General features: G+C 69.9%; 17 protein-coding genes and 1 pseudogene. 9 read left to right on the top strand and 9 right to left on the bottom strand.

Going from position 1 to position 16,422, the window contains the following annotated elements; genetic code table 11:
• Window positions 1-675, top strand: a complete 675-nt coding sequence (gene modB, locus KY49_RS26290; protein WP_042587363.1) for a molybdate ABC transporter permease subunit — start codon at window positions 1-3, stop codon at window positions 673-675.
• A 66-nt stretch (window positions 676-741) separates the two neighbouring features.
• Window positions 742-1,443: a sulfate/molybdate ABC transporter ATP-binding protein gene (locus tag KY49_RS26285; protein WP_042587362.1), complete on the top strand. Its 702-nt coding sequence runs from the start codon at window positions 742-744 to the stop codon at window positions 1,441-1,443.
• A gap of 52 nt (window positions 1,444-1,495) precedes the next feature.
• On the opposite strand, the gene KY49_RS26280 is transcribed toward KY49_RS26285, so the two are convergent.
• The 3 genes from KY49_RS26280 to KY49_RS26270 all read right to left on the bottom strand — a co-directional run bounded on the left by KY49_RS26280 (window position 1,496) and on the right by KY49_RS26270 (window position 4,537).
• Window positions 1,496-2,329 (bottom strand): TOBE domain-containing protein, encoded by an 834-nt coding sequence (locus KY49_RS26280; RefSeq protein ID WP_042587361.1) that lies wholly within the window; start codon window positions 2,327-2,329, stop codon window positions 1,496-1,498.
• A 34-nt stretch (window positions 2,330-2,363) separates the two neighbouring features.
• A complete protein-coding gene (locus KY49_RS26275; RefSeq protein WP_042587360.1) occupies window positions 2,364-4,028 on the bottom strand; it encodes a CHAD domain-containing protein in 1,665 nt (554 codons plus the stop codon).
• 125 nt (window positions 4,029-4,153) lie between these two features.
• Window positions 4,154-4,537: a tautomerase family protein gene (locus tag KY49_RS26270; protein WP_042587359.1), complete on the bottom strand. Its 384-nt coding sequence runs from the start codon at window positions 4,535-4,537 to the stop codon at window positions 4,154-4,156.
• Between the two features lie 109 nt (window positions 4,538-4,646).
• Between KY49_RS26270 and KY49_RS26265 the strand changes: the two genes are divergently transcribed.
• From KY49_RS26265 to KY49_RS26245, 5 genes are all read left to right on the top strand, one after another.
• Window positions 4,647-5,504 (top strand): LysR family transcriptional regulator, encoded by an 858-nt coding sequence (locus KY49_RS26265; RefSeq protein WP_042587358.1) that lies wholly within the window; start codon window positions 4,647-4,649, stop codon window positions 5,502-5,504.
• A gap of 39 nt (window positions 5,505-5,543) precedes the next feature.
• The gene (locus tag KY49_RS26260; protein WP_042587357.1) at window positions 5,544-6,467 is read left to right on the top strand and encodes a DMT family transporter; all 924 of its coding nucleotides are present in this window, start codon (window positions 5,544-5,546) and stop codon (window positions 6,465-6,467) included.
• A gap of 76 nt (window positions 6,468-6,543) precedes the next feature.
• Window positions 6,544-7,311, top strand: coding sequence for a sensor histidine kinase (locus KY49_RS26255; RefSeq protein WP_042587356.1), 768 nt, complete (start codon window positions 6,544-6,546; stop codon window positions 7,309-7,311).
• Between the two features lie 80 nt (window positions 7,312-7,391).
• Window positions 7,392-8,738, top strand: a complete 1,347-nt coding sequence (locus KY49_RS26250) for a hemolysin family protein (protein WP_042587355.1) — start codon at window positions 7,392-7,394, stop codon at window positions 8,736-8,738.
• A gap of 40 nt (window positions 8,739-8,778) precedes the next feature.
• Window positions 8,779-9,363 (top strand): thiamine phosphate synthase, encoded by a 585-nt coding sequence (locus KY49_RS26245; RefSeq protein WP_042587354.1) that lies wholly within the window; start codon window positions 8,779-8,781, stop codon window positions 9,361-9,363.
• A gap of 29 nt (window positions 9,364-9,392) precedes the next feature.
• On the opposite strand, the gene KY49_RS26240 is transcribed toward KY49_RS26245, so the two are convergent.
• Window positions 9,393-11,024, bottom strand: a complete 1,632-nt coding sequence (locus tag KY49_RS26240) for a DUF3459 domain-containing protein (protein ID WP_042588748.1) — start codon at window positions 11,022-11,024, stop codon at window positions 9,393-9,395.
• Between the two features lie 192 nt (window positions 11,025-11,216).
• The gene (locus KY49_RS26235; protein ID WP_042587353.1) at window positions 11,217-11,870 is read right to left on the bottom strand and encodes a DUF1345 domain-containing protein; all 654 of its coding nucleotides are present in this window, start codon (window positions 11,868-11,870) and stop codon (window positions 11,217-11,219) included.
• Window positions 11,871-11,991: 121 nt separating this feature from the next.
• Between KY49_RS26235 and KY49_RS26230 the strand changes: the two genes are divergently transcribed.
• Window positions 11,992-12,723 (top strand): metallophosphoesterase, encoded by a 732-nt coding sequence (locus tag KY49_RS26230; protein WP_042587352.1) that lies wholly within the window; start codon window positions 11,992-11,994, stop codon window positions 12,721-12,723.
• A 31-nt stretch (window positions 12,724-12,754) separates the two neighbouring features.
• Here KY49_RS26230 and KY49_RS26225 read toward each other — a convergent pair whose 3' ends face one another.
• Together KY49_RS26225 and KY49_RS26220 are read right to left on the bottom strand one after the other, a co-directional pair.
• Window positions 12,755-13,462, bottom strand: coding sequence for an RES family NAD+ phosphorylase (locus KY49_RS26225; protein ID WP_042587351.1), 708 nt, complete (start codon window positions 13,460-13,462; stop codon window positions 12,755-12,757).
• Complete coding sequence (locus tag KY49_RS26220; protein WP_063805121.1) at window positions 13,453-13,872, bottom strand: MbcA/ParS/Xre antitoxin family protein; 420 nt, start codon at window positions 13,870-13,872, stop codon at window positions 13,453-13,455. Before KY49_RS26220 ends, KY49_RS26225 begins: the two co-directional genes overlap by 10 nt.
• A gap of 214 nt (window positions 13,873-14,086) precedes the next feature.
• Between KY49_RS26220 and KY49_RS26215 the strand changes: the two genes are divergently transcribed.
• Window positions 14,087-14,869, top strand: coding sequence for an ABC transporter substrate-binding protein (locus tag KY49_RS26215; RefSeq protein WP_042587349.1), 783 nt, complete (start codon window positions 14,087-14,089; stop codon window positions 14,867-14,869).
• A gap of 5 nt (window positions 14,870-14,874) precedes the next feature.
• Here the strand turns inward: KY49_RS26215 and KY49_RS36300 are convergent.
• Both KY49_RS36300 and fabF read right to left on the bottom strand, forming a co-directional pair.
• A pseudogene (locus KY49_RS36300) lies at window positions 14,875-15,078 on the bottom strand (TrbI/VirB10 family protein); the annotation flags it as partial.
• 7 nt (window positions 15,079-15,085) lie between these two features.
• Window positions 15,086-16,357, bottom strand: coding sequence for a beta-ketoacyl-ACP synthase II (gene fabF, locus KY49_RS26210; RefSeq protein WP_042587348.1), 1,272 nt, complete (start codon window positions 16,355-16,357; stop codon window positions 15,086-15,088).
• Between the last annotated feature and the right edge of the window lie 65 nt (window positions 16,358-16,422).

Genomic DNA, 16,422 nt, shown 5'->3' with positions numbered 1-16,422 from the left:
ATGCATGACGCGTGGATTCCGCTGCTGCTGTCTCTGAAGGTAGCCGGCTGGGCAACCGCGCTCGACATCGTGCTCGGCGTCGCCGCCGCGTTCGGGCTGTCGCGCTGGCGCTCGCCCGCGCGCGACGTGGTCGACTCGCTGCTGACGCTGCCGCTCGTGCTGCCGCCGACGGTGCTCGGCTATTACCTGCTCGTGCTGCTCGGACGGCGCGGCGTGTTCGGCGCATGGCTCGATTCGGTCGGCATCCAGCTCGTGTTCACGTGGCAAGGCGCGGTGATCGCTTCGATGGTTGTCGCGTTCCCGCTGATCCTGAAGTCCGCGCGCGCGGCGTTCGAAGGCGTCGATCCGCAGCTCGAGCGCGCCGCGCGCACGCTCGGCCTCCGCGAAGCCGCGGTGTTCTTCCGCGTGACGCTGCCGCTCGCCGCGCGCGGCATCCTCGCGGGCGCGCTGCTCGCGTTCGCACGCGCGCTCGGCGAATTCGGCGCGACGCTGATGATCGCGGGCAACCTGCCCGGCCGCACGCAGACGCTGTCGGTCGCCGTCTATGCGGCCGTGCAGGCGGGCGACGACGGCACCGCCAACCTGCTCGTGCTGGTGACGTCGATCACGTGCGTGGTCGTGCTGCTCGCGGCGGGCCGGCTCGTGCCGTCGCGCGCGTTGAGCGGAGCGCGCTGAGATGAAACGGTCCCCACGCTCGCCCTGCTCGCTGGCCCCCAAAGGGGCGGCCCCGCGGAGGCTGACATGAGCCTCGTCGTCGACATCCGCAAGATTTACGCGAGCGCCGAGCGCCGCTTCGCGCTCGATGTGTCGTTCGCGGCCACGTCGCAGCGCGTCGTGCTGTTCGGGCCGTCCGGCGCGGGCAAGAGCCTGACGCTGCAGGCGATCGCGGGGCTGCTGACGCCCGACGCCGGCACGATCGCGCTGGACGGCGAGACGCTGTTCGACACCGCGCGCGGCATCGACGTCCCGACCCGCGCGCGCCGGGTCGCGTACCTGTTCCAGGACTACGCGCTGTTTCCGCACCTGAACGTGCGCCAGAACATCGCGTTCGGGCTCACGCCCGGGCTGCGCAATCCGCGCGCGAAGTCGCTGCTGCCGGAAGTCGCGTACTGGCTGCGCGCGTTCGAGCTGGAAGCGCTCGCGAGCCAGTATCCGGCGCAGTTGTCCGGCGGCCAGAAGCAGCGCGTCGCGCTCGCGCGCGCGCTGATCGCGCAGCCGCGCATCCTGCTGCTCGACGAGCCGTTCGCGGCACTCGACGGCGCGATGCGCCAACGGATGCGCCACGAGCTCGCCGAGCTGCAGGCGCGGCTCGACATTCCGATGGTGCTGATCACGCACGATCCGGACGACGTCGCCGCGTTCGGCGACCAGGTCGTGCAACTGAGCGACGGGCGCGTGCGGACGGCGAGCGCGCACGCCGCGTGGCCGACGCGCGTCGTGTAACGACACGCGTGTAACAGACGCGTGTAACGGACGCGTGTAACGGGCGCGGGCCTCAGCCCGTCACCGCAAGAATCACGCTCGACGCCTTGAACAGCGCGATCGCCCGCCGCCCGGCGGCGAGTTGCAGCGCGTCGACGCTGTCGTTCGTCACGACCGCGGTCAGCGTCCCGCCGCCGTCGAGCGCGAGCGTCACCTCGCTGTTCACCGCGCCGCCCTTCACGGTCTCGACGGCGCCATGCAGCTGGTTGCGCGCCGACACCCTGACCGGCGCGCCGTCGTCGGCCGCGAGCATGACCCACGACGCCTTGACGAGCGCACAGGCGTCGGCGCCGACCTGCAGGCCGAGCACCTCGGTGCTTTCATGCGTGACGACCGCGACGATCGTCTGACCGCCGGGCAGCGTCAGCGCCACTTCGTCGTTGACGGCGCCGCGCCGGATCGACGCGACCTTCCCGAACAGCTGATTGCGCGCGCTGGTTTTCATGCCGATTCTCCCGATCAGCGCCCAGTCGACGTCGAAGCCGGACACCGCCGCGCTCGCGGCATCGATGAAGCGGCGATGCTCGCGCTCGATCGTCCGGAACGCGGCGATCAGCGACGCCGCGCGCGGCGTCAGCGTCGTGCCGCCGCCGCCCTTGCCGCCGGTGGCGCGCAGCACGAGCGGCTCGCCGGCGAGATTGTTCATCGTGTCGATCGCTTCCCACGCGCCCTTGTAGCTGATGCCGACGGCCTTCGCGGCGCGCGTGATCGAGCCGGTCTCGCCGATCGCCGCCAGCAGCGCGATGCGCGTCGAGCCGCCGAGCATCTGCGCGCCCGCGCGCAGCCACAGCTCGCCGCCCAGTTCGAGCGGCTCGGTACGGGAAGGCGGTGGCGGATCGGCGCTCATCGGTCGGCGTGGCAAGGACGGGCCGCCATTATAGTCAGCGCCCGCGCCCGGCCACCGCCTTGCCGCCGAGCTTCGGCGGACGCAGGCTGGCGAGCAGCGCTTCGGCGTCCTGTACCGCGCGCCGTTCGAGCGCCGCGCCGTAGCCGCGCACGAAGCCGGTCTGATACGGCGGCGCCGCGAGTTGCTCGAGACGATGCAGCGCGACCACCGTGTCGTTCGCCTCGCCCAATACGCCCTGCACGCGCGCGAGCGTCTTGACCGTCTCGGTGCGCGTGCGGCGCGAGGCCAGCGACGAGAAGAATTCCAGCGCGTAGCGCAGCCGCTTCGCGTCGATCCGTATCTGGTGGCGCGCAGCAGCGTCGAGCGTCGCGAGCGGCGGCGCGCCGTACAGGTGGCCGAACAGCCTGCGCACGCGCTTGGTCACGTGCCGCTTCAATGACGGCGCATCGTCGCCGTCGGCGGGCGGCAGCACGAACGCGCTCAGCCATTCGAGCCAGCCGAGCGTGAGCCGCGCGTACCGCGCCGAATGCAGCCCCTGGCGCAGCTCGACGCGCGCCGCCGCGCACTGCGCACGCGCCGCGTCGAGGGTGCCCGTCCATTCGGCGCTGTCGCCGTCGGCCGCGATCAGCGCGGGCAGGGTTTCCGTCGAGAACACGTCCCAGTCGCGCACCGTGCCGAGCAGCGCGGCGAGCCAGCGCAGGTCCGCCCCGAACGCGTCCTTCCAGCCTTCGTTCGCATAACGCGGGAAGAAGCGCATCAGCGTGCGCAGGCGGCGCAGCGCGACGCGCATCTGGTGAACGAACTCGGGATCCTCGTGGTCGAGCACGCCGCCTTCGTTGCCGAGCCACTGCGCGGCGATGTCGCCGGACAGCGCGAACAGCGCCGCGCGCTGCGTGCGGACCCCACTCAAGTCGACGAGCCGCGCCTTCACCGGCGCGGCCTCGGCCAGCGCACCCGCGCACGCGCGGTCGATCACGCTCGTCAGCTGGACGAACGCGGGCCACGCGCCGCTCAGCTCGCGCGCGGCGGCAAACAGCGCGTGCAGCGCGGCGGCGCGTGCGTCCGGCGTTTCCCAGTCGGGCGCGACGAGACGCAGTTCGCAGTACCGTCGGGGCGACGCGTCGACGCCATGGATCTCGACGTCGTCGAGCGTCATCTCGACCGCCACGCCGCCGTCGTCGGCCCACCGCCCACGCCGCCGCGTGCTGACGAGCCGCACGCGCGCGGCCGCGACGTCGGCCTGCGCGGGGGTTTCGCTCGCGACGGCAATGGCCACGTCCGCCGCCTCGGCCTCGTCGGCATCGGGCGACGGGTTCGAATCGGACGGACCGTCCGGCGCAGGCGCCGCCGGCTGCGGCGCCGCAACGACGATGCCCGCGTGTTCCGTGTCGAACACGTCGCGCAGCGTCACGCCGGGTGCGAGGGTCCGCGTGCGCGCCGCGATGACGCGCCGCTCCCGCGCGGTCGATTCGACCCAGTTCCACCAGCTCTCGCCGGGGCTCGGCTCGGCCTCGACGGCCTCGCACGGCTCGATCGTCACGCGCTCATGGCCGCGCTTCATCCTGACCTGCGGACAGATCCGCCAGGCACGGCCAAGCTCGGCGCCGAAGTCGCGCTGCGCGCTCCGGGCCCGGCCCGTCGATGCGGCCGGCCAACCTTCCAACGACATGCACAACACGACTTCCAGCACCCGCGACATGGAGGCTCCCGCTCATGTTGAATCGCCGGCGTCTCCCCTGAGCCGGCGTCGATCGTGATGCAGTCTCCATAGTACACGTCACCAAACCGCACGCGAGCAGGGCTCGGCCGGCCGCTTGCCGTGCGTCAGACGACGTATTGCGCGATGCCGTTGCCGAACGACCAGTCCTCCTTCAGCACCTCGACAAGGCTGATGAATACGTCCTGCGGCCGCACGCCGGGCCGCTGCGCGAGGTTGTCGGCGATCGTCCGGTACAGCGCCTGCTTCTGCTCGAGCGTGCGCGTGTTGTTCGCGGTGATCTGGATCATCACGAGATCGTCGCTGCGCTCGATGTCGAGGTAATGGCGGCCGAACACGAAGTTCTCGTTCGCATGCTCGGTCACGACCATGAAGATGTCGTCCTCGGGCACGTTGAAGGTGCGCATCAGCGCGCGGTGCACGCCGTCGACGAGCGCCGCGCGGTATTCGGCCGGCTTGCCTTCGCGCAATGCGATACGGGTGAATGGCATGGTGGTTCTCCTGTCGGTGACGTTGAGGGATGGAAACGCCACGTCAGGTTAAAGACACCGAACTATAATGAACAGTCATCAATACATATTTCATTCATTTTCATTTGAAATGAAAGTCCTCGACCTGGATGCGGTGCGGGCGTTCGTGCTGGTTGCCGACCTCGCGAGCTTCACGCGCGCGGCCGACGCGCTCGGCACCACGCAATCGGCCGTCAGCCTCAAGCTGAAGCGGCTTGAAGCCCATCTCGGCAAGCCGCTGCTCGAGCGCACGCCGCGGGTCGTGAAGCTGGCGGCCGACGGCGAGACCTTCCTGCCCGCGGCCCGCGCGCTGCTGGATGCGCACGACGACGCGCTCGGCGCGATCGCGGCCGGCACGCGCCGCCTGTCGCTCGGCGTCAGCGAGCACGTCGCGGTGCCGGACCTGCCGGCCGTGCTCACGTCCCTGCACCGGCAGGACCCGGGACTGTCGCTCGAGATGCATCTCGGCATGTCCGCCAGCCTGCTCGCGCTGTACGACGAGCGCCGCCTCGACGCCGCGATCGTGCGCCACGAGCCCGGCGAGGACCCGCCGCGCGACGACGGCACGCTGCTGTTCACCGAGCCGCTCGCATGGCTCGCGGCCCCGGACTGGGCGCCGCGCGCGGGCGAGCCGCTGCCGCTCGCGGTGCTGGCCGGCCCGTGCGGGGTGCGGGCCGCCGCGCTGCGCGCGCTCGACCGCGCGGGGCGGCCGTGGCGCGAACGCTTCACGGGCGGCGGCGTCGCGGCGGTCGCGGCGGCCGCCGCCGCGGGGCTCGCGGTCTGCCCGCTGGCGCGCCGCGTCGCGCCGCGTACGCTGGTCGACGTCGGCGCGAAATTCGGGCTGCCGCCGCTGCCGCATTCGCAGGTCGTGCTCTATGCGCGCGTGCGCGACGCCCGCTCGGCGGCCGCGCTGCGGCGATTTGCCGACAGCCTTGCAATCTCGGCGTAAACTGACGGGTTTCGTCAGTCCTCCGGCTTACATTTCGTCATGACGCCCACCGCACGCCAACATCTCCGCGCCAACCTGCTGATGCTCGGCGCCGCCGCGATCTGGGGATCGGCCTTCGTCGCCCAGCGGCTGAGCCTCGACGTGATCGGGCCGTTCCTGTTCACGGGGCTGCGGTTCCTGCTCGGTGCGCTGGTGCTCGTGCCGCTGCTGGCGCTCAACGCGGCGTCGCGCACGCACCTCGCGGCGATCCGCCGTGCGCCCGCACTGCTGCTGCCCGGCCTCGCGCTGGGCGCGCTGCTCGCCACGTCGATCTCGCTGCAGCAGATCGGCCTGCAATACACGCGGATCGCGAACGCCGGCTTCATCAGCTCGCTGTACGTCGTGCTCGTGCCGCTGATGGGCGTGTTCGCGCGCCACCGGATCGGCGCCGGCACGTGGTTCGGCGCGCTGCTCGCGGCGATCGGGCTGTATTTCCTGAGCATCGACGAGCACTTCTCGATCCTGTACGGCGACTGGTTCCAGCTGGCCGGCGCGGTCATCATCGCCGCGCACGTGATGGCGGTCGGCCACCTCGCGCGACGCCACGATCCACTCGTGCTCGCGTTCCTGCAGTTCGCGACCTGCGGCGTACTGTGCCTCGCGGTCGGCCTCGCCGTCGAGCCGCTCAACGGCGCGATGCTGCGCGGCGCGCTGCCGACGCTGCTGTACGGCGGCCTGCTGTCGGTCGGCGTCGGCTACACACTGCAGGTGGTGGCCCAGCGCGACGCGGCGCCCGCTCATGCGGCGGTGATCTTCAGCATGGAAGGCGTGTTCGCCGCGATCGCGGGCTGGGCGGCGCTCGGCGAAACGCTGACGCTGCGCGCGCTCGTCGGCTGCGCGCTGATGCTCGCCGGCCTGCTCGCGTGCCAGCTGCTGCCGCGCGGCGACGTGGAGAAAAAGGACGAGGACGCGGTGCCGGCGTGACACGCCCGATCCCTATAATGGCAGTTGCCGCTTCACTTCCCGATTCACGTCCAACCGCTTCCGACAGGCCCGCCCCTTGACGCCCGACCCCGCCGACCTGCTGCGCGAACGCGCAGCGCACTATGCCGCGCAGGCGGCGCTGTTCCTCCGCGACCAGGCGCTGTCGACCGCGTCGCACGACCTGCGCAGCCCGCTCAACGCGATGCACAGCTGGGCGTATGTGCTGGAGCGCCAACTCGCCAACGCCGATCCTGCTCTGCAGCGCGCGCTCGCCGGCATCCGCACCGGCATCGACCAGCAGGTGAAGCTGATCGACGACGCGCTCGACGCGCCGCGCGCAGAGACGCGCACGCTCGCGCTCGCGCCGCAGCCGTTCGCGCTGCGCCCGCTGCTCGACGACGTGCTCGCGCTGGCCCGCTTCGCGCTCGCCGACGCGCGTCAGGTGACGCTCGACGCGACGACGCCCGACGGCGCGCCGTCGCTCACCGCCGACCGCGAACGACTCGCGCAGGCGCTCTGGACCATGCTGGTCGCCGCCGTCGAGGTCAGCGCCGCCGGCGGCCGCGTGGCGTTCTCGTGCGCGCGCGACGGCGCACGGCTCGTCGCACGCGTGGCCTGCGGCGTGGATGCCGCGGCGCTCGCCGATCCGGCCCGCCCGCACGTGTTCGAGACCTTCGCGCGCCGCGAGATGCTGCGCGAACGCGATGCGAAACGCGTCGCATGGGTGCTTGCGCTCGCGCAGCGCGTCGCGCTCGCGCACGGCGGCACGTTCACGCACGACCGGTTCGCCGACGGCGCGGCGGTAACCCTCGCGCTCGACCTCCCGTGCGAGGCGCCCGTGTAAGCCTGCAGCGACACCCGCCCAATATTACGTTTGCCTTTCCGGCCCTATACTGACGGGCCTGACATTTCCGGAGCGAATCCTTGGTTCAGATCTTCGCGCTGATCGGCGCGTTGTTCCTGGTAGCCCTCAACGGCTTTTTCGTCGCGGCCGAATTCGGCCTCGTCAAGCTGCGCGCGACACGCGTCAAGACACTTGCCCGCAAGCACGGCCTGCGCGGCCGCATCCTCGGCGTCGTGCACGGCCGTCTCGATGCGTACCTCTCCGCGTGCCAGCTCGGCATCACGCTCGCATCGCTCGGCCTCGGCTGGATCGGCGAGCCCGCGTTCGCAGCGCTGATCGGCCCGCTGCTCGACCTGATCGGCGTGCACTCGGAGCAGCTCGTGCACGTGATCTCGCTGGTGTTCGCGTTCTCGCTGATCTCGTTCCTGCACATCGTCGTCGGCGAGCTCGCGCCGAAATCGATGGCGATCCGCCAGGCCGAAAAGGTCGGCCTGTGGGTCGCGCTGCCGCTCTATGCGTTCTACTGGGCGATGTACCCGGCGATCTGGGTGCTCAACACCAGCGCGAACGCGGTGCTGAAGCTCGCGGGCCTGTCGGCCGACCACGGCGGCGACGCGCACTACTCGACCGACGAGCTGAAGCTGATCCTGCGCAGTCGCCGCAGCGCCGCCGACAACAACCCTTCGCAGCCGGCCCGCGGCGCGTACAGCAATGACGAGTGGAACACGCTCGCGCATTCGCTCGACTTCTCGTCGATGACCGTGTCCGACCTGATGCGGCCGGCCCACGAGATGATCGGCCTGCGCCGCGACATCCCGCTGCCTGGCAACATGGAAATCGTCGCGCGGCACCGGTTCAGCCGCTATCCGCTGTTCGAGGACGCGTCGCGCGAACAGGTGAGCGGGCTGATCCACCTGAAGGACCTGCTGCTCGCGCGCCACGCGGGCGCGGCGCTCGACGACCTGTCCGACTACGTGCGACCGGTGCAGTACGTGAAGCCGGACACGCCGGCGCTGGAGCTGTTCCGCCGCTTCCGCAAAGGCGCGCCGCATTTCGCGCTGGTCGGCAAGAAGGGCGAGAAGCCGATCGGCTACCTGACGCTCGACAACCTGCTCGGCGCGCTCGTCGGCCAGATCCACGACGAGTTCCGCCAGGGCGACTCGGACTGGGCCCGCCTCGACGACGGCACGCTGATGGGCAAGGGCAGCCTGCCCGTCGTGTCGCTCGAGCAGGCGCTCGGCATCGACATCGACGAGGGGCGCGCGGAATCCGTCGGCGGCCTCGTGATCCAGGCGCTGAGCGACCTGCCGAGCGAAGGCCAGCGGGTGTCGTTCGACCGCTTCGACGTCGTCGTGAAGAAGATGAACGGGCCGCGCATCGTGCTCGTGCGCGTGTATCCGAAGGTCGCGAAGGAAGCCGACGAATGACGGCGCGCGCCCGCCGCTCCGGCCGCCGGCGCGTCGCGCGATGAGCAGGCCGCTGCCGCCCTGCTGCGTGATCACGCCGGAGCCGGCCTCCGCGTCGGATGCGGACTGCCGCGCGTTCCTCGACCGGCTGTCGGCCGTGCTCGCGCGCGGCGAGACGCTGGTGCAACTGCGCGTGAAGTCGTTCGACGCGGCGGCGTTCGCGCGGCTCGCGGCCGACGCGCTGGCGCGCTGCGAACCGAGCGGCGCGCGGCTGGTGCTCAACGGCAGGATCGATGCGCAAACGCTGGCGCAACTCGGCGGCGCCGGCCGGCACCTCGACGGCGCCGCGCTGCGCGCGGCCGCACGGCGGCCGCTGCCGCCCGCGCGGCTCGTGTCCGCCGCATGCCATACGCTCGACGACCTGAAGCGCGCCGAGCGCATCGGCGTGGACTTCGTCACGCTGTCGCCGGTGCTGCCGACGCTCAGCCATCCCGGCGCGCCGACGCTCGGCTGGGCCCGCTTCGCGGAATGGGCCGCGCAGGTCGCGGTGCCCGTCTACGCGCTGGGCGGGATGACCCGCGACCAACTCGCCGACGCGCGCCGCCGCGGCGCGCACGGCATCGCGGGCATCCGCGGCTTCTGGTAGCGGGTTCGCGCGCGGCGGTACTCCAACACTCAGGCAAGCATCCCGCGCCACGCGCCGTCGTCGATCCGGCGCGCGTCGTGCGTCAGCGCATACTGGTTGACGTCGCCCGTCAGCCACGCGACGAGCGAATACGGCGGCAGCTCGCCCGCGTCGACCCGGTCGCGCGCGCGGCCCGGCGTCTCGAACACCACCATCCCCGCCGGCGCGTCGAACGGCACCGCCTCCGGCGACAGGTTCAACGCAATGCTGAGCGTCTCGCCGTCGGCGAGCCGCCACGACGCGAGCAGCGCATCGGCCTCGCCGGTGCTGCCCGTGCGCAGCGGGTGCGCATCCTGCGGCCGGCAATCGGCCAGGCGCGGCGCGATCAGCTTCGCGCGCACCGCGAGCGCCGACTGCACGAAATGCGCGCGTTCGAGATCGCGCGCGGTTTCGTCGAAGATCAGCGGAATCTGCGGCGTCAGCAGCGACAGCGCGAGCGCGGCGAGGCCCACTTCGCGATCCTGCCCGCTGTCGCGCCACGCGCCGTCCGACAGCACGAGCGACGTCAGCGGCAGTGCCGTATCCGCCGGTCCGCCGTCGCTCGGCGCCGCCGGCTGGAACGCGGCGCCGGCGGCCGTCAGCGCCCGCGCGAGCGTGTGGATCGACTGATGCGACGAGATCCCTTCATGCCCGGACGCGTCGCGGCCCGTCAGCCGGTGCAGCGCGCGTTCGCCGCAGCCGTTCCATTGCGCGTCGAAATGCGTGTCGGCAAGATGCGCCGGATGCCGCTCGCTGCCGAGCACCAGGTGAATCAGCCGGTCGGCCGGCATCGCGGCGCGCACGCGGTCCGCGATCTCGCGCAGCCACGTGATGCCGATGCGGTCCGCCTCGCGCAGCCGCAGGCCGTCGCAGCGGTATTCGTCGAGCCAGTACAGCGCGTTGTCGCAGAAGAAATCGCACACTTCCGGATGGTCGAGCGCGAGCGGCGGCGCCTGCAAAGGATCATCGCGGGAATGGAAGAACGGCGCGGCGTAATGGCGCAACGCGTCCGTGCCGCTGCCGAACCGCGCGTAATCGAGTTCGAGCAGCACCGCGAGACCGTAGCCGTGCGCGTCGTCGATCAGCGCCTTCAGTGCGTCGGGGCCGCCATCGATCGCGAGCGGCGCGAACGGCAGGCTGTCGTGCGGCGACGCGAGCAGTTCGAGCGCGGTCACGCCCAGATGCGCGAGCTGCGGCAGCCGGCGGCGCACGCCGTCGAACCCGCCGGCCGCGTGCGGCTGGATCGCGTACAGCGCGATGTCTTCCCACGGGCGGCCGCGCCAGAACGTGTGCCGCCACGTGAACGTGCGCGGATCGACGACCTCGCTCGGGCCGTTCAGCCCTTCGGGCTGCGAGCGGGACGCGGGATCGGGAATCGAGACCGCGTCGTCGAGGCGATAGCGGTAGCGCGCGCCCGCGCCGCAGTCGGCGAAAACCTCGAACCAGTTGGGGCCGGCCGGCGTCATCGGCACTAGCGTCATGCCGCTGCCGGTGTCGAGTTCGAGCTGGACCTGCGCGCAACCGGGCGCCCACACGCGGAAATGCGTGCGCGGCGACGCGCCGATCGCGCCGCACGGCTGCGCGCCGGACGACAGACAGTGAATGTAGTGATGCGCATACGGATCGTGCGGACAATCTGACATCATGCGCTCCTCGTGCATGCCGGGCTGCACGGCTGCGCCGTCGCGGCGGCGCAGTGGGACTGGCATGCGGGTTGCCAAGCGGGAGGGAGAAAGTGAGTATGCGCTGCTTTTTCCGGTGGCGACGCGCGCCGCCGGACATTATTAAATGCGTATCGACCCCGGCGGAGCGCCGGGCGCGGCGCGCTACGCGGCTCAGCCCAGCAGCCCGGCCGCGACGTTGATCGACAGGCCCAGCACCGCCATGTTGAAGTAGAACGAAAGAATCGACTGCGACAGCACCGCGCGCCGCGCCGGGCGGCTGCCGAGCGCCACGTCGGCAGTCTGCGACGCAACCGCGATCGTGAACGAGAAATACAGGAAGTCCCAGTAGTCGGGTTCGAGCTTCGTGTCCGGGAAGCGGAGCGCACGCTCGCTGGCCGGCGACGCGTAGTACAGCCGCGCGTAATGCAGCGTGAAGATCGTCGGGATCAGGAACCACGCGCCGAACAATGTCGCCGCCGTCACCGCGTAATGGCCGAGCCCCGCGCGAAAGCCCACGCCCTTGGCCGTCGCGAGTTCGATCGCGATCGCCGCGACGCTCGCGACGGTCGCGAAACAGATGATCGTCAGCACGGTGGTCGCGTTCTCGTCCTCGCGGATCGCGATCTCGCGCACCTGGTGATGGTGCGCTGTCACCATGCGCACCCACATCAGCGCGAGATACAGCCACACCGCGACATCCCAGCCGATCAGCGCGCGCACGGTCGGGCGCAGCGGAAGCGGCAGCAGCAGCGCGCACAGCAAGCCCGCGGCGAACGCCGCCACCAGGCGCGGCCGGTTGCGTAACACCTGCGGATAAAGGGTCATAGTGCGTTTCCGAAAGGGAATGAAAGGCGTCGGTCAGCCCGGGGCGTCCCGGCTGGTACCGCCCCGATTATCGCCATTCCGACAGGTCGTGGCGATGATCGCAAGCGCCTAAGATATGAGGATGACTGCCGCCCCTGCCCTCTGCCGCCATCCGGCGAATACCGTCGGCCGCGATTTCGTGGTCGGCGACCTTCACGGCTGCCTCGATGCGCTGCGCGCGCTGCTGCACGAGATCCGCTTCGATCCGGCCCGCGACCGCCTGTTCTGCGTCGGCGACCTCGTCGACCGCGGCCCCGAATCGGAAGCCGCGCTCGACCTGCTCGATCGCCCGTGGTGCCACGTGGTGCGCGGCAATCACGAGGAAGTGCTGAGCCTCGTCGCGCGCGGCAAGCTGGCGCCCGACGCGTGGCGCGGCATCGGCGGCGACTGGGGCGCGGACCTGCCGCCGGAGCGGCTGCGCGAACATGCGGCGCGCGTCGACGCGCTGCCGCTCGTGCGCGTGGTCGGCGACGGGCCGGAGCGCTTCAACGTGCTGCATGCGGAATTCTTCGGCGACGACGCCGATCTCGATACGGGCGACTACGCGCCCGACGTGCGCGAGCGGCTGATCTGGGGCCGCGATCTCGTCCAGGGGCTCGCCGACCCCGGCCTGCAGCACGGACTGTCGCTCACGTGCAGCGGCCATACGCCGGTGCGCGCGCCGCTGCGGATCGGCGCGCAGTGGTTCATCGACACGGGCGCGTTCGCGCCGGCCGGACGGCTCACGCTCGTCGAGCCGCGCACCGGGAGCAGCTGGTCGGTGACGCAGGCGCAAGCGCGCGAAAGGCGCGCGGAGCAGTGGCCGTTGCCGTGACGCGCGGCAGCGCCCGCCCTGCCGGCCAGTGCTACCCGACCTGGCTCAATTCGTACACCGCATCGATCGCCGCGCCGTTCCAGTTGTATTCGAGATAGGCCGCGTGGTGGCAGTCGCGCAGGATCGTGGTGCGGAACGCCGCCAGGCATTCGCCGAGCGGATCGCGCACTGACGGATAGACGACCCCCGCGCCGCCCGCGTCGCGCACCGCGCGGCCGAGCGCCTGCCCCGCCGCGTAGTTGCGCGGATGCAGCAGCGCCGGATCGCGCCGCGGCCACGTGCGCACGTCGGCCACGACGCCTTGCGCGACCACCGTGTACAGCCGCATCTGCTGGCGCATCGGCGGCTCCTTCGTCGCGGCCAGGAACAGCCCGCTGTGATAGCGGGTCTCGGCGATCGCCGTGTCGCGCGACCGCGCGCAGTAGAACACGCCGTAGCGGCCGTCCGAGAAGCGGCTGCCCTGCGGATTCAGGTGGGTGAACGCGGCCATGATCGGCCCCCAGCCGAGCCCGTAGCGGCGCTCGTCGGGCGGCACCAGGTCGAGCGTGCCGACCTCGTTGCGGATGCGGTCGTTGGTCAGCGATTCGAGCGCGTAGAGCGCGTCGAAATCGTCCGCCGACGCGACGCGGTCGAACAGGTTAATCGCCGGAAAGCGGGTGGGAATGACGCGATAGGCGGGCGTCCAGTCGAGGGCCGTCGTCGGCCAGTTCATCAACGCGTCGGGAGTGTTCACGCCCATCCGCCCCGCATCGCGTCGAGATACTGGCGCACCGCGACGAGATCGCCGACGTTGCCCGCCAGCATGCGGTCCAGCGCGCGCTTGCCGCCGAACGGCGCGGCGTCGTTCGGGCGCTTGATCCACGCGTCGGCGGCCGCCGGTTGCGGCAGCAGGATTTGCAGCGCCTTGTAGATGCCGAGCAGCAGCGACAACCGTTCGAGCGTGTCGCGCGGCAGGCGCGCCGATTCCGGCGCCGCCTTCCACTTGAAGAACGTCGACCGGCCGGGCGAGCCGAGCAGCACGATCTGCTCGTCGATCGTCAACGCCCAGTCGCGCGCGATGTTGAAGAACGCGCGCAGGCCGGCCGCCGACATCTGGGCGACCGAAGCCTGCGGCGGGACGGGATGCGGAACGTGAGCGGGCCGGGACATGAGCGTTAGTCTCAAAACGAATTCACTAACAAGATTAGTCCATTTTCGTATTTGTGCAAGGGTCGGCACCCGGCCTTCGGCGCTTGCTCGCGCCGAAACGATATTTTTTGTCCATTCTGGAGTCTCATTTTATTTTCTGCGCTAATAGCGGCACGGGACAGCGCGGATGTCTCCCGTGCGCCCCGGAAGGACCGACCACGCCAAGGAACGCACCATGAAGAGACTGATTGCCGCCGTTTCGATCGCCCTGCTCGCGGTATCGGCAGGCCCCGCCGCCGCGAAGGACTGGACCACGCTGCGCTTCGGCACCGACGCGAGCTACGCGCCGTTCGAGTCGAAGGCGCCCGACGGCAAGCTCGTCGGCTTCGACATCGATCTCGGCAACGAGATCTGCGCGCGCCTGAAGGCGAAGTGCGTGTGGCTCGAGAACGATTTCGACGGAATGATCCCGGCGCTGAAGGCGAAAAAGTTCGACGCGGTGCTGTCGTCGATGTCGATCACCGCGCAGCGCGCGGAGCAGATCGCGTTCACGACGAAGATCTACAACCAGCCGACGCGTCTCGTCGTGAAGAAGGGCTCGCCGCTCGTGCCGAGCGCCGAAGCGCTGAAGGGCAAGTCGGTCGGCGTCGAACAGGGCACGACGCAGGAAGCGTACGCGAAGGCGTACTGGGCGAAGCAAGGGGCGAACGTCGTGTCGTACCAGAACCAGGACGGCGTCTATGCGGACCTGCTGGCCGGCCGCCTCGACGCCGCGCTGCAGGACGAGGTGCAGGCCGCGATCGGCTTCCTGAAGTCGCCGCGCGGCGCCGGCTACCAGTTCGTCGGGCCGGAGCTCGTCGACGAGAAGGTGCTGGGCGTCGGCGCGGGCATCGGCCTGCGCAAGGAGGACGCGGACCTGAAGGCGAAGATCGACCGCGCGATCCTCGACATGGTCAAGGACGGCACCTACAGGCGGCTCGCGTCGAAGTACTTCGATTTCGACATCTACGGCGGCTGACGCGACGTCACGGGCGCCCCGGCGATCATCGTTCCCGCCATCCCCGGATAAGGCGACGCCGGCAACGCCAGATTGCCCGCGTTGCCGGTTTCCGTAGAGCCGTTTTTCAGGAACGCCTCTTTCTGGTCTTGCCGGTTCTGCACGGCGGCCGGATCGGCTGGCTGGGCCGCCGTCGAGGCCGGCCCGGCCGCGAGCGAATCGAAGGCCGCCGCTCAGTCATTCAAAACGGCGGAACAGCACACTTGCATTCACACCGCCGAACCCGAATCCGTTGGAAATCGCATATTCGATTTCCATTTGCCGGGGGGACCTGCACACGATATCGACACCGGCGGCGCCTTCGTCCGGTGTTTGCAGGTTCCGCGTGGCGGGCGCGACCTGGTCTCGTATCGCCAGCGCCGTAAAAATGGCTTCGATTCCGCCTGCTGCACCCAGCAAATGCCCTGTGGCTGATTTCGTAGCCGAGACCGCTGGGCCCGCGGTGCCTCCGAACACTGCCTTGATGGCGTTCAGCTCGCTGCTGTCGCCAAGTTGAGTGGACGTAGCATGCGCGTTCAGATGCTGAACATCGCCCGGGGCAATTCCCGCCTGCCTGAGCGCCAATTCCATCGCTCTACGCGCGCCGTTCCCGTCGGCTGGCGTCGAGGTCATATGGTAAGCATCCGAACTGGTCCCGTAACCGACCAACTCAACGATCGGTGTCGCACCGCGACCCAATGCATGTTCCAGTTCCTCGATGACCAGCAACCCGGCTCCTTCGCCAATTACAAATCCGTCACGCGCCTGATCGAATGGGCGAGAAGATTCCTCCGGGTTTTCGGCAAAGCCTGTGGAAAGCGCCCTTGCGGCCGCGAAGGCACCTACGCTGACCCTGTCAATACATGCTTCGGCCCCGCCGCACAGTGCAATGTCTGCTTCCCCCGCCCGGATCAAACGTGCGGCGTCGCCAATTGCCTGAACGCTGGCCGCGCAAGCTGTGACCGGAGCACCGATCGGCCCCTTGAAGCCGTGGCGAATCGCAATATTTCCGGCGGCCATGTTTGCCAGGAAGCTGGGAATGGTAAAGGGAGAAAGACGGCGAGGCCCCTTGCTTTCGTTGGTTCGAACCGCGTCGGCAATCGCTCCAAATCCACCAATGCCCGACGCGACGATAGTCGCCGTCCTCGTCTGCCCGCTCTCATCTTCGGGCGACCACTTTGCCTGCTCCAGCGCCTCCCTTGCCGCCGCAAGGGCAAGCAGGATGAAGCGATCCATTTTCTTCCGATCCTTGGGATCGGCGGCCAAATTCGGATCGAATCCAGCCGGGCAAGTCTCCGCGCGCTCGGGAACCAGGCCGCCGACCTTCGCAGGTATGCCGTCAACGATTTCGGGCGGCAGGGAAACGATGCCGGAATCGCCGTCAAGCAACCTGCGCCACACGTGCTCCAGCCCGCATCCAAGGGGGGAGACGATACCCATGCCCGTTACAACAATTCTTTTCATATTCATCAGTCTCAATCACATATGCGGCGAGCGCTTTGCCGTCAGTCGCGAAGCCATGAGCGCACTCTCCC

It is taken from the genome of Burkholderia sp. MSHR3999 (genome assembly GCF_000833595.1).
Taxonomy (GTDB): Bacteria; Pseudomonadota; Gammaproteobacteria; order Burkholderiales; family Burkholderiaceae; genus Burkholderia; species Burkholderia ubonensis.
The sequence above is the reverse complement of the archived record's forward strand: the minus strand, read 5'-3'. Positions and strand labels throughout refer to the sequence as shown.